General features: G+C 51.9%; 17 protein-coding genes and 2 pseudogenes. 2 read left to right on the top strand and 17 right to left on the bottom strand.

All coding sequences use genetic code 11. The annotated features are described in order from the left end of the window. Positions 1 to 28: 28 nt before the first annotated feature. From GJQ69_RS06045 to GJQ69_RS05970, 17 genes and pseudogenes are all read right to left on the bottom strand, one after another. Entirely contained in the window at positions 29 to 541 is a 513-nt protein-coding gene (locus GJQ69_RS06045; protein WP_174193263.1) for a ferritin-like domain-containing protein, read from the bottom strand. A 114-nt stretch (positions 542 to 655) separates the two neighbouring features. Then, a pseudogene (locus GJQ69_RS06040) lies at positions 656 to 784 on the bottom strand (cupin domain-containing protein); the annotation flags it as partial. A gap of 250 nt (positions 785 to 1,034) precedes the next feature. Beyond that, positions 1,035 to 1,301: pseudogene (locus GJQ69_RS06035) on the bottom strand (transposase); the annotation flags it as partial. 34 nt (positions 1,302 to 1,335) lie between these two features. Next, positions 1,336 to 1,716 (bottom strand): ArsR/SmtB family transcription factor, encoded by a 381-nt coding sequence (locus tag GJQ69_RS06030; protein WP_066648661.1) that lies wholly within the window; start codon positions 1,714 to 1,716, stop codon positions 1,336 to 1,338. 49 nt (positions 1,717 to 1,765) lie between these two features. Beyond that, positions 1,766 to 3,898 carry a heavy metal translocating P-type ATPase gene (locus GJQ69_RS06025; RefSeq protein ID WP_174193261.1) on the bottom strand — a complete coding sequence of 711 codons (2,133 nt, stop codon included), beginning with the start codon at positions 3,896 to 3,898 and terminating at the stop codon, positions 1,766 to 1,768. 913 nt (positions 3,899 to 4,811) lie between these two features. Next, positions 4,812 to 5,066 carry a helix-turn-helix domain-containing protein gene (locus tag GJQ69_RS06020; RefSeq protein WP_066648644.1) on the bottom strand — a complete coding sequence of 85 codons (255 nt, stop codon included), beginning with the start codon at positions 5,064 to 5,066 and terminating at the stop codon, positions 4,812 to 4,814. Between the two features lie 12 nt (positions 5,067 to 5,078). Beyond that, entirely contained in the window at positions 5,079 to 6,896 is a 1,818-nt protein-coding gene (locus GJQ69_RS06015) for a VirD4-like conjugal transfer protein, CD1115 family (protein WP_086035600.1), read from the bottom strand. Between the two features lie 13 nt (positions 6,897 to 6,909). Further along, positions 6,910 to 8,361, bottom strand: a complete 1,452-nt coding sequence (locus tag GJQ69_RS06010) for a DUF3991 and toprim domain-containing protein (RefSeq protein ID WP_086035601.1) — start codon at positions 8,359 to 8,361, stop codon at positions 6,910 to 6,912. A gap of 15 nt (positions 8,362 to 8,376) precedes the next feature. Then, a complete protein-coding gene (locus tag GJQ69_RS09845; protein ID WP_274379835.1) occupies positions 8,377 to 8,499 on the bottom strand; it encodes a hypothetical protein in 123 nt (40 codons plus the stop codon). A 17-nt stretch (positions 8,500 to 8,516) separates the two neighbouring features. Then, on the bottom strand, positions 8,517 to 11,417 hold the full coding sequence (gene mobP3, locus GJQ69_RS06005; RefSeq protein ID WP_086035602.1) for a MobP3 family relaxase: 2,901 nt from the start codon (positions 11,415 to 11,417) through the stop codon (positions 8,517 to 8,519). A gap of 5 nt (positions 11,418 to 11,422) precedes the next feature. Then, on the bottom strand, positions 11,423 to 11,836 hold the full coding sequence (locus tag GJQ69_RS06000; RefSeq protein WP_086035603.1) for a hypothetical protein: 414 nt from the start codon (positions 11,834 to 11,836) through the stop codon (positions 11,423 to 11,425). Between the two features lie 763 nt (positions 11,837 to 12,599). Then, on the bottom strand, positions 12,600 to 12,902 hold the full coding sequence (locus GJQ69_RS05995; protein ID WP_086035604.1) for a hypothetical protein: 303 nt from the start codon (positions 12,900 to 12,902) through the stop codon (positions 12,600 to 12,602). Positions 12,903 to 12,907: 5 nt separating this feature from the next. After that, the gene (locus GJQ69_RS05990; protein WP_236849654.1) at positions 12,908 to 13,792 is read right to left on the bottom strand and encodes a ParM/StbA family protein; all 885 of its coding nucleotides are present in this window, start codon (positions 13,790 to 13,792) and stop codon (positions 12,908 to 12,910) included. 186 nt (positions 13,793 to 13,978) lie between these two features. Continuing rightward, on the bottom strand, positions 13,979 to 15,022 hold the full coding sequence (locus tag GJQ69_RS05985; protein WP_174193259.1) for a M23 family metallopeptidase: 1,044 nt from the start codon (positions 15,020 to 15,022) through the stop codon (positions 13,979 to 13,981). A 92-nt stretch (positions 15,023 to 15,114) separates the two neighbouring features. Then, positions 15,115 to 15,621, bottom strand: coding sequence for a gamma-glutamylcyclotransferase family protein (locus GJQ69_RS05980; RefSeq protein ID WP_086036837.1), 507 nt, complete (start codon positions 15,619 to 15,621; stop codon positions 15,115 to 15,117). A gap of 35 nt (positions 15,622 to 15,656) precedes the next feature. After that, on the bottom strand, positions 15,657 to 16,706 hold the full coding sequence (locus GJQ69_RS05975; protein ID WP_086035605.1) for an amidoligase family protein: 1,050 nt from the start codon (positions 16,704 to 16,706) through the stop codon (positions 15,657 to 15,659). A gap of 24 nt (positions 16,707 to 16,730) precedes the next feature. Next, a complete protein-coding gene (locus GJQ69_RS05970) occupies positions 16,731 to 18,584 on the bottom strand; it encodes a VirB4 family type IV secretion system protein (RefSeq protein ID WP_174193255.1) in 1,854 nt (617 codons plus the stop codon). A 302-nt stretch (positions 18,585 to 18,886) separates the two neighbouring features. On the opposite strand from GJQ69_RS05970, the gene GJQ69_RS05965 reads away from it, so the two are divergent. Both GJQ69_RS05965 and GJQ69_RS05960 read left to right on the top strand, forming a co-directional pair. After that, on the top strand, positions 18,887 to 20,410 hold the full coding sequence (locus GJQ69_RS05965; RefSeq protein WP_086035607.1) for a Y-family DNA polymerase: 1,524 nt from the start codon (positions 18,887 to 18,889) through the stop codon (positions 20,408 to 20,410). Beyond that, complete coding sequence (locus tag GJQ69_RS05960) at positions 20,407 to 20,847, top strand: YolD-like family protein (protein WP_086035608.1); 441 nt, start codon at positions 20,407 to 20,409, stop codon at positions 20,845 to 20,847. Before GJQ69_RS05965 ends, GJQ69_RS05960 begins: the two co-directional genes overlap by 4 nt. Positions 20,848 to 20,905: the final 58 nt, after the last annotated feature.

Here is a 20,905-nt window from a genome sequence, read left to right as displayed (position 1 = left end):
GTTTGCCGGTTCCCTGAAATGCCCGGAATCAGACCAATTCATCATACGGATCGACGTCATATTTCAGCAACAGTCTGGTAAGATGCTCCGCGTGGCCTTTTTCGTCGTCAATCACGGCCTGCAAGGTGGTGCGGATATCCCGATATGGATATTTTGGAAGCTGCGCTTCATACAGAATCACGGCCTCGAGTTCTCCCTTGATATCGTCCCGGATATCGTTCAGAATGGCCGCACCGCCGGACTGGGAATGGGAGAGCGACACCGGTGTTTGGGGCCCGGGGTTGTCGCCCTTATGAGCTAAAAACTGTTTATACTGCTCCGAATCATATTTGCGGAGCAGCTTCAGCACCCAGCCGTAATGCTGCTTTTCGTCGAGCATAATACTGTGCCAGGCATCGTTTATTTCAGGAATGTCCGAGTTGGCAATGTGGGTTTGGTAACCGTTAATCGCGATGATTTCACTGATCAGGATTTCCCTGAGTTTATCCGTAAACTTCTGTGCCGCGCCCTGCGGCTGTCCGTTCGGATGCGTATAGCTCATGATAATCCTCCGCCTTTCATATAAATCTGCCTTCAGCCGCTGAGAGGCCCTCCCTTTTCGCTTCAAAATTGGACAGGCAGGAATAGCGTACAGTAGGCTGTTCCTGCCTTAGTTCACACGAATGCTCATCAGCGTAAGCTGCAGATGATTCCCTGTCCATAAAGCGGTACGGAAGGTATCGTTTTGCTCCGTAACCGCTTCAATATTCACTACGATTGGTATGGGGCCATAGTCTCTTAATTCTTCATCAGGCATATCTTCCAATCCTCTCCCGTTGATTTTAACCCATTATATGAATGGTCTGCCGGAAAAGTGCTTTTCAAAACGATATGGGTTTCGAGCGTTGTTCCATGTTATTGCCGCGCGATTGGCTCAGTTCGCTTCAATGCTGGAATCCACTTGGATTGCAGTAACTTTCCCGCCCGAAACTTCGACCGTCACCGTCGTTGTGCCTCCCCGAAATCCGGCGCCAAGTCCATGATAAGTACCGTCCTTATACCGCCCCGACAACTGAGCGGAAAGTGTATGGACATAAAAGAAAGCACAGCATCCGGCCGGCAAAATATACGGCCAGTTGGGCGTGGATCACGCTCCAGTCCTGCCGCCTGCCGGTCAATTTTTTCGTGATGTCCATCATGGCCAGATATAGCATCTTGAGCAGGCTGTCATCCGTCGGAAAGACCGATTTCGCCTTCGTCACCTTTCAGAGCTGCCGGTTGAAGCCTTCAATAACGTTGGTGGTGTAGATCAGCCGGCGCACCCCCGCCTCATTTCAGCTAAACTTACCTGTATCATTATTTTTTGATATGCGTTATGCATAGATCAAACATCATTTTAATGTGTGCATCATTCAGTGAATAATAAGCGATTTTCCCGTCACGCCTGTATTTAATTAAGTGGGTTTGCCGTAACGATTTTAGATGATGCGAAATAGCAGGTTTCGACATATTCAGCAAAGCTGAAATATCACACACGCACATTTCAGAAAGCATAAGCGCATTTATAATTTTTAGGCGTGTAGGATCGCTGAGTACTTTAAATATACCAGCCATATTATACAAAGTATCATCGTCAGTTATTTCTTTTTTCACTTTATCTAATATATCCTGATGAACAATAGTGATATCACACATTGCATTTTCTTGATCTGTCATGTTTTCCTGGTTTTCAGACATTATAGCCACCCTTTCATATAAACAATATAAGATATAACCATAAAAAGATTCATATTTTTTTCGTATTCAGAGCTCTCATTGCGTTAACAACTGCAATCAGAGCAACCCCCATATCTGCAAACACGGCCGCCCACATGGAAGCTAACCCCAATGCTCCTAATACGAGGAATATGGCTTTAACTCCTAATGCAAACACGATATTCTGAGATACAATGTTTCTCGTTCTTTTCGCAATTTTTATCGCTGATGCTACTTTGTGAGGTTCATCAGTCATAATCACTACATCTGCGGCCTCAATCGCAGCGTCCGAGCCCAAGCCTCCCATAGCGATACCGATGTCGGCTCTTGCAAGTACCGGCGCATCGTTAATTCCATCACCAACAAATACAATCTTTCCCTTGTGAGATTTTTGGGCTTCCAGGGATTCAACTTTTTCAACTTTATCGGCGGGTAACAGTTCAGAATAAACCTTGTCTAAACCTAATTCCTTGCCGATATTGTCTGCCACCTTCTTCAAGTCGCCAGTAAGCATAACTGTTTTTCTAACGCCAAGCGCTTTCAACTCTTTAATTGTTTTTGCAGAGTCTTCTTTCACCTCATCTGAAATTATGATACTGCCCGCATACTTTTTGTCTATGGCCACATGTACTACTGTGCCTAACGTATCCACATCAGTGTATTGGATGTTTTCACTGATCATTAATTTAGTATTTCCAGCAAGTATTTCCTTTCCATTGACATTGACCTTAATGCCATTTCCCGCTATTTCCTGATAATTCTCAATTTTATCTTTATCAATTTCAGCATGATAAGCAGCTATAATTGAAAGTGCAATCGGATGATTTGAATAGCTTTCAGCATATGCCGCATATTTGATCAGTTCATCCTCTGTATAACCGTTTTCAGAAATCGCTTTTGTAACCTTGAATACACCTTTGGTTAAAGTCCCGGTCTTATCAAAAACAACTACTTCAACATTGTTCAACGCTTCAAGGTAGTTGCCGCCTTTTACTAATATTCCCTTTTTTGAAGCTCCTCCAATTCCCCCAAGGAATCCCAATGGTATTGAAAGCACTAACGCGCAGGGGCAGGAAACCACCAAGAATACTAACCCTCGGTAAATCCAGTCAGAGAAGGATGCTCCTGGAATAACCAAAGGCGGAATAATTGCTAATGCCAATGCTCCAAATACAACAACCGGAGTATAGTAACGCGCAAATTTTGTTATAAATTTTTCAGTTGGCGCTTTTTTGTTGCTGGCATTCTGTACTAAATCCAAGATTTTTGAAACTGTAGATTCTCCGAATTCTTTTGTAACTTCAATAGTCAAAACGCCATTTTTATTTACAAACCCGCTCAAAGCATCACTTCCGGGTTTTAACTCACGTGGAACGGATTCACCGGTCAATGCCGCTGTATCAACCATTGAAGTGTCTTCTATGACCTTGCCGTCAAGAGGAATTTTTTCTCCCGGTTTTACTACAATCTTATTACCGATATTTACTTCATCAGGAGATACTTTTTTGAGTTCTTCGCCAACCCGTAAATTTGCATAATCAGGTCTTATATCCATTAATTCACTGATTGACTTTCTGGAATTATCCACGGCCATATCCTCGAATAATTCCCCAACCAGATAGAACAACATAACGGCGACACCTTCCGGATACTCTCCAACAAAGAAGGCACCGATTGTAGCAACACTCATAAGGAAGTGCTCACTGAATACCTGACCTCGTACGATCCCCTTTATTGCGCTTAAAACAACTTTTCTGCCAACAATGATATAGCTTATTAAGAATATGGTAAGTTCAAGCCAGTTCTGGAACTTAAAAATCAATCCAACAACAAATAAAGTTCCTCCAATCACCAGTTCGACTATCTCTTTCTTATGATCTTCTTCATCGTCGTCATCGTCGTCATCTTTTTCTTCTATTTTAGGCTTAGAAGTGTTCTCCACTAAAGCAATTTTCACATCCGGTTCTATTTTTTTTACGATGCTTTCTATCTTCTCCACTAACATAGGAACATTGGTATTCGACTCAGCTTCCCAAGTAAGTCTCTTAGAAACAAAATCTACTGAAGCGAACTTAATCCCTTCAATATTTTTAATTTCTGTTTCTATTTTTGCGGCACAGTTGGCGCAGTCCAACCCATTAAGCATAAATACCTTCGTCGACATGGATGAGCCCCCTTAATATAACGATTAAACGATTGCTTAATCGTTATATTATCATTGACATAGATTATTGTCAATAGAAAAATAAAAAATATTCCGGATCTGTTGGATGCCATGTTTGAGGTTGAAAATCCTGGCCCACCGTTCGTAGCAGATGCCTTTTCCGGCGCGGAGTTTGGCCCGAATGTACACCAGCAGATTGACTCGTTTTCCCGGCGCGGATCTGATGACTTTATTGCGCGGCTTGTGTACCTTTTCCCGGAGAGTACGGCTCGAAGCACTGCTGGCCTGCAGCCAACCGGATGGAGAAATCATCGCCGACCCGCGAGTGGTATTTGCTGAACTGGATCCCCCAAAAGAGGCACCAACCACGGGAGCCGTCGTAACAACCCGCTTCGGGAAGCGGGGGTGGAAATACAGAATATGGCATCGGTTTCCACCATCAGCGATGTTCTGCGCGCGCTCAAAAGCAAATATCTTCCACCGGATTTGCCGGACATTCAGGGGCAATGAAAACTTAGCGCGACACCAATTGATTCTGTCAAGGTGACGGCGTTTTGACACTTACTTAAAAACAGTTGTTATCCCCGCTGCAATGAATACTGGTGAACCGCTCCGGCTCCGTTCTGGCGGTTTACAAAGAACAGATGCTCGTTTTTGTGGAATCTGCCGCTCATCTCATTACATATGCCAGAGAAAAGAACAAGGAAATTATTCTGATTGACCCGGATACAGCGGAGGTTACTCCCATACCGGTGAAAGAAAGGAAGAAAGAAAAAAAACCTTTCCGCTTGTCTTTTCTCTGATTTAGATCTGCTTAGAGTAGGAGGTTCGCTTTCATGGTTCAACATGAACCGTTCCACGGTTCACCTGTAGACAGACTTTCTCCCTGGCGGAAGTGATGCCTTTTTCAGCGTTATTTGATGTGATACAGGTTGGAGGATTTTCCGCCGTTTTCGCGCCACCTCGGCTCTTTGCAGAGATGGCCGCTTTTTTCAAGGTCGGAAATTGCCCGCTTGACCGTGCTTTTGGACAGCTTCAGTTCCCGTGCGATGGTACCGATCGCCGGGTAGCATTTGCCGTCCTTATCGGCTCGGTCGCGCAGGTACATATACACGGCAACCGCGCGGTGAGGAAGCTCAGAAGCGTAAAGGGATGTAAAATACCCCATGATATATCACTCCTATTCAATGCGAACGGGATCTTTTCTTCGCGGAAAATTGCGTATCTCCTGCGCAGGCGCATGCTCGATCCCACCGTGTGCACTGGGTTCACCTTCAGCTATGTCCGGGTCAACCGTATAAGCCGCATTCCTGCGGATGAGTTCTTCCTCCAGCTCGAACCGGTCGGCGTACTCCACCTTCCGGGCCGACTTTTCCTCAACCTCATAAGGTTTGCCGAAGGTGATACCCCAATCCTTAAACAGCTTGAGCCGGGTGCGCATTGGATAAGCGCCGGTTTTCGTCACAACGAATCTGCCCTTGGGCATGGATTTGAGTTCGTCCGGCGAAAGGAGCGGACGCTCGATCATTTCGAGGTTCTGCGAGCCGTCGCTTTTGCCTCGATTAACGGTCCCGCTCATCACCGTTCGGGTTCCCAGCGATTTGGACAGGGTTTCCGCCGACTCGCTGTTGGGCGCGAAACCTCCGAAAATCGTGTCCTGGCAGTTATCCACGATGATGGCGGCGCCTTCTTTTCCGTAATTTTTCTCCAACTGAGCAAGGCTCTGGATGATGGCTGTTATAGACACCCGCCGGGAGCGACTGGATGAGAACATCATCTCGGCTGACTCTATTTTTGGAATGGTCCCTATCTCATCAAGGTACATCATGACACGGTTGGGCAGCTTGCCGCCGTGCTCATCAGCTACGGCAAGAATTTCCCGGTAGAGCTGCTGGACAATCAGGCTGATAATGAAGTATTTGGTGGAATCCTCTTCAGGCATCACCAAAAATATCGCGGACTTGGTATTACAGAACTTCTCCGCGTCGATCGCAGTGTCAAAACACAGAACCTGCTCCAGTTCGGAATCCAGGAATGCGTTGAGCCTGGAAAGCGCCGTGGAAAGGACGCTCTGCATCGCCATATCCGCGCTGTTGAGCGCCGCGCCCGCGAACCATTTTGTCTTGTGGTCGTCCGGAAGATGCGCCATCAGCAACTGGAACAGAGTCCTGCCCTTCACGCCGCTCGGTGCGAGCAGGTCCTGAATCAGTTTGAAGACGGAGACGATATGACGCTTCTCCGGAGGGCAGAATTCCGCGAGCAGAAGGATGACCGAGGTCAGCAGACCTTCCGCCGCGTCGTAAAAGAAGGCGTTCTGGCCGGCCGTAGCGATATCGAAACCTCCCGACCCGATGATGGTCTTCGCCGTAATCTTAGCATACTTTTCGGCCTTTGCCTTATATGCCAGATTTGCATAGTCCCGCAGATAGGCGTCCATGTACCGGTTGACCAGATGATTCAGGTTGAACCCGTCGCTCCGGGTCGGGTTGCGCAGATCAATTACGGCCACGTCGTAACCGTAACACTCTTTTGCGATCCCCCCATAATTGCGATACAGATCTCCCTTGGTATCGGTCGTAAGAAAGCTCATGCCGGCCGCACATGCGTATTCGAGGTTGGGATATAAAAAATTTGCGGTTTTCCCGACGCCGGCCGCACCGATCATGAGGCAGTGGATATCGTCGTCATCAATCAGCGCGTAGCCGTGGGGAGCCGTCCGGTCAAACAGCGGCGCTTTATGCCAGCCAATAATCAGGCCCTGTGCGGAGGGAAGGTTTTTGCCCTGCCGCCAGAGTTCCGGCTCAAAAGGGACTTCCGAATAGGTGTGCTTGATTTCGGATTTGGTCGCCCAACGGGCCGTACCGTGCTGGCCGTCGCCCACCGTCCGGGATTTGATTCCGTTGAGGGTATAATAATGCGCCAGCAGGGACAGAAGCCCGATGACGGCGAACATCAGAAATCCGGCGATCAGCAGTGTGACAACCGGAGATATTTGCATAGAAAGACCTCCCTTACATGCTCATTCTAAAATTTGGCGCCGCTTCCTCCGGCGCCTGGAGCGGCTGGGACAGTTCCAGCCGGACAAAAAGCTGCGCCTTCACGCAGTCAAGCGCGAGGCGCCTGTAATCCGAAACCAATGCCAGCCGCTCCTGCAGCGTGCGGATGCCGGGTGCGAATAACTGCCGGTCTATATTCACCGCATCCTCGCGAATATCTTCCGCTTTGGTTCGCATCCAGCCCCGGTCCAGGTGGGGCCTGTAGCTGTCCCGCAGGTTTCCGACCAGCTGCCCGAGCGTTTCCGGTCGTTCCATTTGCCGAAGCTCCCGCTGAGCGGCCAGCAACGCGCCCGCCGCCATCTTCTGCAGACAGGCTCCCACGATTTCCGGATTCGCGGCAGCGAGCTTTTCGGAATCGACCAGCGGCGTCAGCCTCCGGTGATATTCCCGAATGACAGCGTTCGGATCCGGAACGGCCGATAGGGTTTCACATGCGGAGAACAGATTCTCGCAGATCTCCGGCAGCAGGACGAGCTTCGGATGCTCCCCGGCAGGGATGGGGGTAATGCCGTGTTTTGCCTTGATATCCTCGTTCCAGTCCTTGTACCGGGATTGCAAAACAGGAATGTCCATATAAGCGGGGGCGTAATAATCGTGTTCCGCAAGGATGTCCTTCAGTCTGCCGGTGGCCTCAATCCCGGCCTCGTCGTGATCAAGGCACAGCACAATCTTTTTCAGGTTCGAATGGCTTTTCAGCTGTTGCAGCATCGCGTGCTCAGACACACCGTCCAGCGTGACATAGCTGTGTTTTTGCCAGTCCTTCAGGTGAAGGGAAATAAAAGAGAGCATATCGATCGGCGCTTCGAACACATAAAGGGTGTCGTCCTCGCCAATGTAGTGAAAGCTGTATTTCGGATCGCTTCCCTCGACATTACCCTTGTAAGGCTCGCCCTTGGTATAGGTGCCGCGCTTGTGCGCATGCCGGGCGGCACCATCCTCATCCAGACCAACGAATACGGCGTTATGGTATTCTTTGTCCTCGTAGATCAGGTGTTCGCGCGCGAAATACGACAGCACGCTCGGGTCGATGAACCGCTGTTTGAGAAGATAGGCAAACACCCGGCGCATGTCCGGATTGGCCTCCGGAAGCGCGAAGTTCTTTTTGGGCGGCGGCGCGCTTTTCGCGGTCTGGTTCCATTCCAGGCCGCCTTCGCCTCCAAGCAGAAAGGTGACCGCTCCGGGGAAATCCATGTCGTAAAACCGTTGGACGAAGTCAATCGCGTGGCCTCCTTCCTTGCGGGAATGCCGAAACCACTCGCTGCCGCGGATCGTCACGCTGTCGTGCCGTTTCCAACGCCACTCATGCCCGGAGCGGACGAGCTGCTCGCCCTGCCTCTGCAAAAAATCCACCAGGTCAACCGAGTTGGCCCTTTGCTTTTCTTCCTCTGTGAACGGGATATAGGACATGAAGGATCCTTCCTTTCAGCGTTTGCGTTTCCCGCACCGGCGAAAAAAGGCCGTCCGCTGATGTACGGACGGCTTTTCCGGCACCATATTGATTTTGGCGGGCGGGATCTCTTTTGCCTGTGGATAATGCTTTTGCATCAGGTGTGCATCTCCTTTTAATAGGTTTGTTCGGGCGCCCGCTCGTCGGGCGCATGGCCCATTGCCATCTTCTTCTGTCGAAGCCGGCGGCGGAGCTTGCTGTCCGTCTCCATGGAGGGGCCTCCGTACAGTCTGCCTTGCTGCTGCCGGAAGATCCGGCTCAGATGGTGCAGGAGCCGGGTAACCGCCAGCATCGGGGACGGATCACGGAACGAGTCCAGATGATTGAGAAAAATTTGGGCGTATGGATTGCCCTGCCCGGCGGAAGCCGTCAGCCATCGGGCGGCGGCCTCGCGGTCGCGGGGAACATCCTGCCCCATCAGATAGAGCTTGCCGAGCATGTACTGGGCATATTGGTTGTTCTGTTCCGCTGCGTCTGTGAGCCACCGGAAGGCGGCATCCATATCTTTGGAAACTTCCTCTCCCAGAAGGTACAGCTTGCCGATCCGGTATTGGGCAAAGGAATTGTTCTGCAGGGCCGCCTTTGTGAGTAAATCCACCGCTCGCGGAACATCCTTTGGCACATCTTCGTCGGCCAGATACAGCTTTGCCAGCGCGTACTGCGCATACGCATTGCCGAGGCCGGCCGAGAATGTCAGCCATCTGGCTGCGGCACCCGTATCCTTTACGACAGCCGTTCCTTCGAGGTACAACTTTCCCAGGGCGTAGGCGGCGTAGGGGTTCTTCTGTTTGGCCGCCGCGGTGAACAGTGCGACGGCTTTTTCCGAGTTCCGCTCCACATACAGGCCGTCCCGGTAGAGCTTTCCTAATAGATACTCTGCGGAGTCATTTCCGGCATCCGCAGCTTTGGTGAGCCAGAAGATGCCACTTTCGGGGTTCGCATAGGAGTTTTCAACCGGATTCAACGGACTTTCAACAGCCAGATAAATTTTTCCAAGCAGACATTGGGCATAGGCATTCCCGAGCTTGGCCGATTTCTCGAGGTATTGCACCGCCGCGCCGATATTCTGTTCCGTTCCGGTGCCCGTATAAAGCATTTGTCCGAGGCGGTACTGGAGCTTATCGTCGCGGCTCTGAGCCTCCAGTTGCTGAAAGCCGAGAAAGGCTTCCCGGAAGCAGGCGGCGGCCGCATCATGATTTTTTGCCGTGCCGATACCGTCGCGGTACATCTTCGCCAGTTCGTAGGACGCATATGGGAAGTGCTGCCGCGCCGCTTTGTCATAGAGAACAAACGCCGTATTGTAGTTCTGTTCCAAGCCCTGGCCACGGTAATACAGGCCGGCGAGGGAATACTGCGCGTACTTGTAATTCTCCGAGGCAGATTTCTCAAACCAGCCCGCCGCTTCTTCATAATCCTGATCGGTGCCGTTGCCAGCCGCATGCATCTTGCCGATGCGGTATTCCACATAGCGGTGGCTTTTCCCCGTTTCAATCTCATAAAAGGCTGTGAGGGCCTTTTCGTACCAGGTGAAAGAAATCCCCGCATCGGCTTCTATCCCCAGTCCGTCTGCGTACATGCGTCCGAGATCATGCATGGCGAGTGCGTTTCCAGCATCGGCTTCTTCTTGAAACAGCCGGAGCGTCTGAGCTAAATCCGGCTCCATATCGTCTTTCCCGTACAAAAATTCACGGGCCTGTTTGTAGCGGTCGCTCCATTCGATATATGGGTGGGGTGTCGCGGGCGGACTTTCAATGGGTTCCGGGCCTTCTGATGTGCTGTCCGGAAAATTCCCGTCTTCTGGGGATTCATCGTCTGGCTCATCCTCCGGCTCATACACCCGATCGGCCTGATCAGCTGCCGTATCCGCCTGAGCCTCAATGCCCTCGTCGCCCTCAAACGTGATCTGCCGTTCATTGATGCGCAGGGCTTCCTCGATCACGATGTTCTTGATGTGCTTGAATTCCTTCTGTTGGGAAAGCGGAAGCGGGCCGGGCAGCTTGTCGGCGTAAGTGTGCAGAACCTCGTTTTGTAGTTCGTACCATGCCTGGTAGGCTTCCGCCACCCGCGCGTCCTTTGACAGCTCATCCACGATCTGATCGACGATGGTCTTGAGCTCGGCCTTGAGGTAACCGTACTGTTTTCTGCCCGAGGTGTATTTCAGGCGTTCGACAAGCCGGGAGATCAGATCTTCAATAACCTTGTTTTCGTAGACACCGGATTCCATCTGCCCGATGATTTCGGAAAGCGCGGCACGGCTCTGTTCGGCGAGCTCGTTGCGGCGTGCGGTCTGCTCCGGATAGATCTGCATCAGGTCCTGCTGGAAGATTTCATGCGCCAGCGTACTCCGCATTTTGTTGATGGCGGGTTTGGTAACGTAACCCTCACGGGGATCGATGGAATAGACGATCATGTGGCAGTGTGGATGATGGCCCTCATCGTGAAAAGCCGCGTACCAGCGCAGGTTTTCCGGGGAGATCTTCATCTGCTCGGAGAACAGGTTGCGCTGTTTGCGCAGAAGCGCCATCCACGCCGCGGCATGGTCATACCCGAGCCGGGCGGCGTCCTCCCGCCGCAGGCTGATAATCGGCGCCCAGACGTTTCCCGTGTGATGGGAGACTTCCTCCGCCACTTCGGACAATACTGGTGGCGCCCCGGCATCTGAAAACAGGCCGTGCGTGCCGGATTTCTCCACATGAGGGCGGGTGGCGATATATTGCACGTACACGTCCTTGTGCCCGAGCTGATCCAGATTTTGTTCCAACGCCGCCGTGATGAATTCCGAGGCGTTCTCAATGGTAGACCGCTTCTGGAAGTCCTCATATTCGAACAGGTCCGCGGTATCGGGAAACTGAGCCAACAGATCACCGATGAGCCGTTGCTGTTTTGCCGTGGAGGGCAGGGCGCGGATATTCGCCGGAAGCTTCTCCACGCCCTCGCGCGTCGCCATGTATTCCACGAGGTTGGCGGCATGGGTTCCGTCCTTGAGATACCGGCACTTAAAGATGATTTTCGGCATGGCCGTTACTCACCCTTCTGGAATTTCACCACATCCTCGAAGGTGACGGAACCGACAGACCTTTTAACGTCGTTCACGCACTTGCCACGCAGCCTGCGCAACATGGCTTCGTCCACATCTACGTTTGCCGCGAGGATGTTCATCATCATGCTCATCTCGACAGCCAGTTTGAAAATAAGGCGAGCCATCCGGCTTTCCAGACTGTCCACCATTCCGGTCATGGCGGACGTGATGGCGGCGGGCAGATAGCGCACGCCGTCCTCCGCCGAAATGTAGCCGCAGTAGAAACGGACGGCCTTTTCGATGAACTCGCTCTGGCTCTGGCAGTTGTCCTGTTTGTACCATTTCTCAATCAGAGTGCGTGTTTCCGGGTACATCCACAGCGGGAATTTCTTCTTGTTTACTCTTTCTTCCGGCATTGTTTTCCTCCATTCTGTTTTATACAAAAAGGGCCATGACTCCTGTCATGACCCCTCTGTAAAGGCGTAAAGATGCGGGTTTACGGTTGTTTTTTCAGCCGCCGACCCCGGAACCGACCCCAGGGGCCGAAATCCGACCCCGGAGCAAATCGTTCCCCGACCCGCATTGCGGGGCGGTGTGAGCCGCAGCGGGGGCGCACCGCGACCCCGCTGCTTTAACCCGCATCGTTTTCGACCCCATGGTTCACTCCCCGAAAGCGGAGCGTTTGGCTGTGCAGATTTCCGCACAAAGCCCCAGCACCGGGCCTTACCGTCTCACGGTGCAGCTGTGTGACCTCTGCGGAGAAAGTGCGACACGGGGCCACACGGGCGGCGACATGGGCGAGGAGCAGGCTTTTCTGTTTTCAAACCAACGTCTACGGCCTTTGATCCTATGTCGACACTTTACATTCGTATCTCGGGCGCCTGGGTCGGCTGGCTCAGGGAGGGATTATCTGTCAGCAGGTTCCAGCTTCGGTCAGCCGGATGGTAAGGGCAACTTTCGACAGTCTGGCCCCTCAATTCCTCCCAAGTGACCGGGATTTCCGTATTGGTCCTGCAACTGACAGAGCTTGAAGGGTACAAGGCCAGACACCTGACAGGGTGCATACAGAAAGTTGAGCAGGCGCGAATTGTTGCTCCAAACACCCAACAGGGCGCATGATACCGATATGCGATGCCTTCTCGTGAGAGTGCTGACGTCCAACAAGGCGTATGAGCGGAGTTATGGGTCATCCATCGCGTGGAGCAGGCTGTCCGGCACATCCGAAAGATTTGCCTCATCCAGTTGCAGAACAGCAGAGAAGGCAGGCGGGTCGGACGGCGCTTGGTAATCGGTGAAATACCGCAGTCCCTCCTGAATGGTCATGCGGACGATCTTTTCCAGTTTCACCGCCTGGTCATATCGCAGGATACAATCCACAATAAATTCCGTGCGCTGCCCGACGGGCTGCTCATCGAGCAGGCGGGCCGCTTCTCTGTGCCGCGCGGCTTGCAAATCGAAGGAGACATTGAAGCGTTTTCTCATCCTGCTCACCCCAACAGCAGACGATAACCGTCCGCATTGGCGAAGCGGTTCAGAACGGCCACTGTATTGACGCTGCTGTCACGCAGCATGCCGCCGAGCAGTTCCGCGCCGCCACCCGCGAACACGGTGGGGAGCTTCAGGTCGAGGCCCCGTTCCCGCAGCGTGTTGAACAATTCCCTGATATACTTCTGCATCTCCTGCTCCACGGTCTGCCGGATGAAATCCTGATCCGCGTGCTGAATTTTACCGCGGATGGCGTCGGTGACAAGCTCGTCGGTCAGCAGGATGTCCCGCCGCCGCAGGATGTCCTGAATGCGGGTATAGAGCGTAATGGTGCCCATCCGGAGGCTTGTGCAGTTTGATCGGTCCAGCTTGGAGCCATGCATGGTTAGAACATCTACCGTATACCCCCCGATGTCCGCCAGAGTGATGCTGCGGTATGCCCGGAGCTGAGGGTAATACCGGCACAGCGCCGCATGCCCCTGGGCGAACACCTTGCAGTCCGCAATGTGGCAGTGGTAATCCGTTCCTTCAAACCGGAAAGTCAGATTTCCGCGCAGAAAATATTGGCGGAAGGCGTCTTTCTGCATTCCGTATGCTTCGATGGGCAACCCTACGCCCAGAATGACATCGGCTTCCCGAACACCCGCCTTTTTCATGGCGGACGCAATGGCCGGCAACGTCAGAAGAAAGGTATCAGGAGCTTTCGTCTTATCCTGCTGAAACCGCACTCGCTTTTCACCGATGGCGTAATATCTGCCGCCATAGCAGAGCTGCATCTCATCCGTGATGAATTCCTTATCGCTTGCCGCGTACCCGGAGGCGTACAGCATCCCCTCTGAGGATTTGGTGTTGTAGTTTCCGTTATCCACACCGAGTTTGATCACCATCTGAATCACACCTCTTTTGAAAAATATAGACAAGTCGCATGGCCTGCCTCCATATGATTGCTTCTCGGATTACATGCCACTGAGGTTCAGCATGCTTTACCTCCTTCGAAGCACAAAAAGCCGCCTCCCAAGAGACGGCTTCGATCGGTTTATATTAAAAGGTCTCCTGTATGTACGGGGCTTGCTTTACGGCAGATACCCTCTGGGGTTGACTGCCTTGCCGCCGATGCGCACTTCAAAGTGCAGGTGGCTGCCTGTGCTGTGGCCGGTGTTTCCAGAAAGTGCGACGACGTCGCCGGCTTTGACAGCTTGCCCTGCATGGGCGATAATTTGGGAGCAGTGTCCGTACAGAGTGACCAGCCCGCCGCCATGGCCGATTATAAGATAATTCCCATAGCCGTCAGGATCCCAGGCAATCTTGGAAACAGTTCCATCCTTCGCCGCATGGACCTGTGTGCCGGTCGGTACGCCCAGATCGATGCCTGTATGGACAGTGGCTTTTCCGTTGATCGGGTCAATGCGGGGCCCGAATTCCGAGGTGACCAGTGCCCGCCAGTTACTTCCGACAGGGGAAATCAGGCCGGCAGTGGAGGGGACTTGCGATGAAACGGTAAGCCCTGTGCCGGTTTCGCCCAAAGCTCTTTGATGGATTTCATCGGCATTGGACTTTTCATCGTCCGTGACGGTCCGGCCGAGGAGTCTGTCAAGATTCTTAAAGACCTGATTGAGATCAGTCAGCGGAACAGCTGCGTCATAGCTCTGTTCAGTATGGGTTCCATCCGGATTCTGAACAGTGCGGGTGCGGGTTTCCGTTTTTGCAAAGCAGCCGGCAAACGAATCGTAGTCCACCCCCTGCAGGGAGTCGGCGCCGAAATACAGAGAATAAAAAACAGCCTTGACCCGAGTGGAGTCGAGGCTTCCGTCCCCGGATTCAATATGCAGCTGAGCGATCGCATCGTCCAGCTGGCTGAACGCATCTTGCATTTCTTCAATATGCTGCCGATATTCAGAGGGAACATCCGAGGAGATCGTCCCTCCGTGGAAGGCGAGATTCACAGCGTCGTTGTTGTGTGCCGCGCCCCCGGAGAGAAAACTCATGAGTAAAAGTACGGCAAGAATAAAGGGCATCAGGACAGCGGTGATGGTTACTGCGATCACCTTCCACGTCCGTTTGTCTGTGGCGGCGGCAACCGCCGCCTTAACTGCAAGGGCCACAGCGGGTGCGGCCATGAAGCATTCCTCCTTTGGGCAGAAAAGAACAGACACCCCGGCGGGTAGTAGGGCGTCCGCTTTACGCTCCTATTGCAATAATCGATTGAGCGTTATTTCCATTTCATATTGAACAGACTGCCTTGTTCCAGATCCGGTGATTCCTGTTCGGACTGCTCTTGTTCTTCGGCCAGCCGGATGGACTTTTCCACGGACCTTTCCAGAAAATCCGTATCAAAGTTCGCCGTTTTATAACCCTCCATGATGACTCCCAGGTAGTAATCCGAAGGGGTCCCGAAGGGATGCCTGTCGTTCATGATGTAGACCATGGCCGGTTGTGTCTTTCCCCCAAGTTGCACCGGCAGGATCTCTTTGTGATAAAAATGGGGGTATCCTTCATACCGGTCGAGTGCCTGCTCGTCGGCAGGCCGGATCTTCCATAACAGAATGGGAACATTCGCCCCCTTGAGCGGCTCCACGGTGGCAACCGCCCCACGGCGTCCGCCACGGAACAGCAGTTCATAATCCCTGATCTCGCTTGTTCCAACCACTTTGGCGGTCGGGCAGCGGTAAGCCATCTGCGGAAGGTTAAGGTTGCTGCCGTAAGCGATATACAGCATAGATTTGCTCACAAAAACACATCTCCTTTATATGTTTACATACGCATGACAAGGGCCGGGGACTCGTCCTCCCCGGCCGGTTCCTGCTGTGGAGTGGCCGTTGCAGTCTCCTGTTGGGCTTGGCTTTCTGCGGCCGATTCCAGTTCTTTTTCTTTTTTCTGCCGTAACCTTTGCTTTTGCTGTATAGCCTGCTCGGGGTTTTTCCACGCGATACAGCCGTCCAGATGCTCCAGCAGATGCAGCCGGGCGGTTTTGAATTCATCCCCAATCAGCCCAAGCCGTAAAAGCCAGGTGCGGAAAGTGTATTTTTCATTGGTGCTGTGGGTTTTCTGCCTGCTGGCGCAGCGCTGGTTGAGGGCCTGCGCGGAAACGGCGAGGCAGAACTGGATATATGCCTTGATCTTTCCGGCATGAGTGGTGGAATTAAAAAGCCTGAACTCAATTGTGCCCTTTTGGAACACGCTATGTAAGTTCAGGCAGTGGTAACGGGAATCGTCGTAATGGTGGTAGCTCCGGTCTGCACCTCCGTACCAGATGCGGCTGACCTCATTGAGCGTTCTGGGTTTTTTGCGATTGAGTTCTTCAAGAAAACGCTGATCGACCTTTCTGCAATATTGGTGCTCGCGGGCAACCTCCACCTGCATGGCCTTATAGATCAGATCCTCTTTCGCAGCCATGATATTGGTGATGTTGCGCAGAGTGTTCGCGTTGTGCGGAGAGGCGTCCACATGCACATGGATCCCACAGCTTTTATCGGCGATCATTCCGGCGCCGCGCAGTTTCCGCACGATTTCCTGGATGATTTCGATGTCACCCCAATGGCAGATGGGGCTGACCAGCTCCACACTGTAATCATGGTCCGCGGGAACAAGCCTGCCTCCTTCTTTTTTCTGACAGGTGATACTGCCGTCGCTCATGACCTTCCAGCGGCGGCTCTCACTGTCCAAAACAGAATATTCGCCGTAATACCCCCCGTCGCGGCTGACGGGATTCCCTAAATGTTCGGACAGCACACGTGCGGCAGCCTCACGGGTCAAGCCTGTCATCTCGATTTCAATCCCGAACCGCTGTTCTTTCATGTCCAAAATTTTTCATCTCTTTTCCGATGATCAGCGGCCTCCGGCCGTACCGAAGAGTTTTGATTTGTACTCCGGTGCGGTGACCATCAGGTTATACCGCTCGTTGCCGCATTTATACAAGCAGACGCCCCGCTGAGGGTAACGGATCAGGATGTACTCGGATTCCTCGAGCTGCAGGGAGTCGATGTAAAAATGCTTGTCGATGTTGCCAGCGTTGAAGAGGAACGCGTGCGTGGGGATGGAAAACAGCGGCTTCGTCAGCTCCCTGATGCCCTCGATGTTGAAATCTTCGAGATTCTGCGAGGCCAGAATCATGGCGGAGTCCTTTTTCCGTACCCGCTTCATGCAGCTTCGAATATACTCAATGACCACATAATTGTTACCGTTCCCGCCGCCATTGTTGGTCAGGAACAGATACAGCTCGTCGATGCTGGCGGCCGTATTGCCTTCGGTCAGCAGTTTGTCGGACATAAAGGAAAGGACGTTGAACAGGAGAGTGCTCTTGACATTCCGGCTGGCCTGCAGTAATCCCTTGACGCCAAACACAATAAAGCGGTTGGAAGTCACATTGGTATGGCCGTTGAAGAATTTGCTCTCGGCGCCCTGGCACATGGAGTGGAGCCCCAGCAGGATTTCCTGCAGGAGCTCGGCGGTGTAGAGCTGATATTTTGCCTGGTCGTAGCTTTTGTACTCATCCTCAATCAGCGCGTACAGGTCGGAAAGGATGGGGTAATCAGCGGCCTCCAGCTTGCTGAAATCGGTGCGGTCGCTGAGCCCCCATTTTTCATAGAGCTTACCCAGCATGATTTCGATAACATCGATGTGGCGGTCGGAAAAATTCTTGTAACAGCGGAAAAAGTCCTTCAGGAAAGAAACATGCTGGCTGAGCTTTGTCCGCTGCCGGAATGCCTGGGGCGCTTCCTTATCCTCGGGGCTGCCGCCTTCGTCCCAGGTCTTGGGCTCCAAAGGGTTTATCATATATTGACCGCTCATGAGGTCGGCAAAACACCCCCCGAGGTTTTCGGCCAGATCAACGTATTCATGTTCCGGATCGAGGCAGATCACGCTTTTTCCGGATTCAAGGATATTGCAGAGGATCAGCTTCAAAAGGTGGCTTTTGCCCTGGCCGCTATTGCCAAGGATCAAAATATTGCTGTTGGTTTTATCATCGTCCCGCTTGTCGAAGTCCACGATTATATTCGAGCCGAACTTATCGCGGCCCAGGTAAAAGCCATGGGGATCTGTTTTGCCCGAATAATTAAAGGGGTACAGGTTGGCGGCGGAGCTTGCGGGCAGGACCCGCTCAAATTGGCTGGAAAACGCATTCCAGCCTGAGGGGATGACGCTCTGGAATCCCTGCTGCTGGCGGAGCAGGAGTTTATCCACATTGAGCTTGGAACGAATGAGTTCTGTCAGCACTTCGGTTTGAAGCAGACCGAGCTGTTCCAGACTGTGGGCGGAGAGCTCGATGTAAACCGCCGTATGCAGAAGCGGCTCCTTACTCCGGTGCATTTGTGTGACAAGGGTGGTGACGTCTTGTAAATTCGACTCAGCTGTGACGGTTTGTTGAAGATCCTGTGTGCTGCTCCGCTGCATACGGTTTTTGTTCGCAGCATTTGAGATGATTTTCTTTTCCTCCATGGGTGTGACGTGCCTGGTGTAGAGGTGCAGGGTTACGCCGTCTTTTTCTCCGAGATAGCGTAAGATGGCCTGCTCATCGGTCGTCGTCGGGTATTCACGCAAAGCCCAAACGCACCGAAATGTGTTGCCGCAGATAAAATAATCCGTGAAAAACTTGATCACCGAGGGTGCAATCATGTCCAGAAATTCCTGCATGCGGACATCCTCCTGCGGCGGCGTTTTCGTCTTCTGCTGCTTTGCCATTTGGCATCTTCCTTCCCAATTGGATTTTGGATAAAAAAGCCGTCACATCTCTGTGACGGCACGGACCCTCTTGCGGTTAAGCATGGTATAATAAGTGCGATGTTAAATGCACTTTATCAGACATTGTGAAAACGCTGAAACAACTTGGTTTCTAATTTTAGGGTAATGTACTATATATTTCAACGAATGGTACCCCTGAAACGTGGTTTTTCATGAAGCATAGTGGGGAAACGTAAAATGGGAACTCTGTAATTTCAATCTGCAAACAGATGACTTTTAAAGGAGGAGGCCGGAGAATAAGCATGGAGAACAGGACCTATATCGCAATCGATCTAAAATCCTTCTACGCTTCGGTCGAGTGCGTGGAACGAGGGCTTGATCCGCTGACCACCAACCTCGTTGTCGCTGATGCAAGCCGCACCGAAAAAACCATCTGCCTCGCCGTCTCTCCTTCCCTCAAAGCATACGGCATCCCCGGCAGGGCGAGGCTGTTTGAGGTCGTACAGAAGGTCAAGGAAGTAAATGCAGGACGGCTGCGCAAAGCACCGGGACGAGCCTTTTCCGGTGCCTCCTGTAACGATACCGAACTGAAATCCTCACCGGGTCTTTCGTTGGATTATATTGTCGCAACGCCGAGGATGGCCTATTATATAGAGTACAGCACACAAATTTACAATATCTACCTGAAGTACATCGCGCCCGAGGATATTCATGTCTACTCCATTGACGAGGTATTTATTGATGCCACCGCATATCTGAACACCTACAATCTCTCAGCCCGTGAGCTTGCCAAGGAAATGATTCTGGATGTACTCAAAACAACTGGCATTACAGCAACGGCGGGAATTGGCGCAAACCTGTACCTCAGCAAGATCGCTATGGATATCCAGGCAAAGCACATACCGGCTGATAACAACGGTATGCGGATTGCCGAGTTGGACGAAATGAACTACCGACGCTCCCTATGGTCACATCGGCCCCTAACGGACTTTTGGCGCGTCGGAAAAGGATATGCCAAGAAGCTGGAGGAACACGGCCTCTTTACGATGGGGGATATTGCGAGATGCTCTCTCGGTAAACCTACCGATTACTATAACGAGGATTTACTGTACAGGCTGTTCGGCGTCAACGCCGAGCTGCTGATCGACCACGCCTGGGGGTGGGAACCATGCACGATTGCCGATATTAAAGCATATAAGCCAGGCTCAAACAGTGTTGGATCGGGGCAGGTGCTGCAATCCGCCTATACTTTTGACAAAGCGAAGCTGATCGTGCGGGAAATGACCGATCTGCTGGTACTCGATCTGGTGGATAAACGGCTTGTGACCGACCAGCTTGTCTTGACGGTCGGATATGATATCGAAAATCTGACAAATCCGACGATAAAAAAATCATATCACGGAGCAATTACCATGGATCACTATGGACGCGCCGTTCCGAAATCCGCGCATGGTTCAATAAATCTTGGCAGACCGACCTCGTCTACAAAGCTAATATTGGATGCCGTCGCAAAGCTGTTTGACCGCATCATTGACAAAAATCTCCTGATCAGAAGAGTCAACATTACAGCAAATCATGTTGTTGATGAGGGAACTGTTCAAAAGGCGGACAACTTTGAACAGCTTGATCTCTTTACGGATTACGCGGCTGCGCAGGCGAAAAAAGAGGATGAAAAATCCGAACTTGCACGAGAAAAAAAGGTGCAGAAAACAATGCTGGAGATAAAAAAGAAACACGGCAAGAACGCCATTCTAAGGGGTATGAATCTGGAGGAAGGCGCTACCACAATAGATCGGAACAGGCAGATTGGAGGGCACAAGGCATGAAAAGGACATATGACGACATCATCAATCTCCCTCACCATATCTCCGCGACACGTTCCCATATGACCGCTATTGACCGGGCAGCTCAGTTTTCCCCGTTTGCCGCACTGACCGGTTATGAAGCCGCAATCAAAGAAACCGCAAGACTGACTGACGAGAGAGTAGAGTTGGACGAATATGCGAAGGACGCTCTGCGAGAAAAGCTGCAAATCATAACAGATCGGATTAAAGAGCATCCCGAAATCACGATCACCTATTTCCAGCCGGATGCGAAGAAAAAAGGCGGTGCCTATGTTACTGCTGTCGGCTCAGCTAAAAAGATAGACGAATATGAACAGGTTGTCGTTATGACCGACGGCACAGTGATCCCTATTGACGAAACAATCAGCATAGATGGGCAGATATTTGAATTGATGGCGTTTCATGCTTGTGATGAGTGAACAGTATAAATCGGCTTTACGGTTACTCCTTTTGTGGCCTTAGCAACAAAAGAGCGGT

Origin of the sequence: Caproicibacterium lactatifermentans (assembly GCF_013315815.1) — a bacterium.
Classification (GTDB): domain Bacteria; phylum Bacillota; class Clostridia; order Oscillospirales; family Acutalibacteraceae; genus Caproicibacterium; species Caproicibacterium lactatifermentans.
Note: the sequence above shows the minus strand (reverse complement) of the source record. Positions and strands in the feature narration are given on the sequence as shown.

Coding starts and splice junctions, on each gene's coding strand:
- GJQ69_RS06045 (WP_174193263.1), bottom strand. CDS start 541: ATGAGCTATACGCATCCGAACGGACAGCCGCAGGGCGCGGCACAGAAG.
- GJQ69_RS06030 (WP_066648661.1), bottom strand. CDS start 1,716: ATGTCTGAAAACCAGGAAAACATGACAGATCAAGAAAATGCAATGTGT.
- GJQ69_RS06025 (WP_174193261.1), bottom strand. CDS start 3,898: ATGTCGACGAAGGTATTTATGCTTAATGGGTTGGACTGCGCCAACTGT.
- GJQ69_RS06020 (WP_066648644.1), bottom strand. CDS start 5,066: ATGGGGTATTTTACATCCCTTTACGCTTCTGAGCTTCCTCACCGCGCG.
- GJQ69_RS06015 (WP_086035600.1), bottom strand. CDS start 6,896: ATGCAAATATCTCCGGTTGTCACACTGCTGATCGCCGGATTTCTGATG.
- GJQ69_RS06010 (WP_086035601.1), bottom strand. CDS start 8,361: ATGTCCTATATCCCGTTCACAGAGGAAGAAAAGCAAAGGGCCAACTCG.
- GJQ69_RS09845 (WP_274379835.1), bottom strand. CDS start 8,499: ATGCAAAAGCATTATCCACAGGCAAAAGAGATCCCGCCCGCCAAAATC.
- mobP3 (WP_086035602.1), bottom strand. CDS start 11,417: ATGCCGAAAATCATCTTTAAGTGCCGGTATCTCAAGGACGGAACCCAT.
- GJQ69_RS06000 (WP_086035603.1), bottom strand. CDS start 11,836: ATGCCGGAAGAAAGAGTAAACAAGAAGAAATTCCCGCTGTGGATGTAC.
- GJQ69_RS05995 (WP_086035604.1), bottom strand. CDS start 12,902: ATGAGAAAACGCTTCAATGTCTCCTTCGATTTGCAAGCCGCGCGGCAC.
- GJQ69_RS05990 (WP_236849654.1), bottom strand. CDS start 13,792: ATGGTGATCAAACTCGGTGTGGATAACGGAAACTACAACACCAAATCC.
- GJQ69_RS05985 (WP_174193259.1), bottom strand. CDS start 15,022: ATGGCCGCACCCGCTGTGGCCCTTGCAGTTAAGGCGGCGGTTGCCGCC.
- GJQ69_RS05980 (WP_086036837.1), bottom strand. CDS start 15,621: ATGCTGTATATCGCTTACGGCAGCAACCTTAACCTTCCGCAGATGGCT.
- GJQ69_RS05970 (WP_174193255.1), bottom strand. CDS start 18,584: ATGGCAAAGCAGCAGAAGACGAAAACGCCGCCGCAGGAGGATGTCCGC.
- GJQ69_RS05965 (WP_086035607.1), top strand. CDS start 18,887: ATGGAGAACAGGACCTATATCGCAATCGATCTAAAATCCTTCTACGCT.
- GJQ69_RS05960 (WP_086035608.1), top strand. CDS start 20,407: ATGAAAAGGACATATGACGACATCATCAATCTCCCTCACCATATCTCC.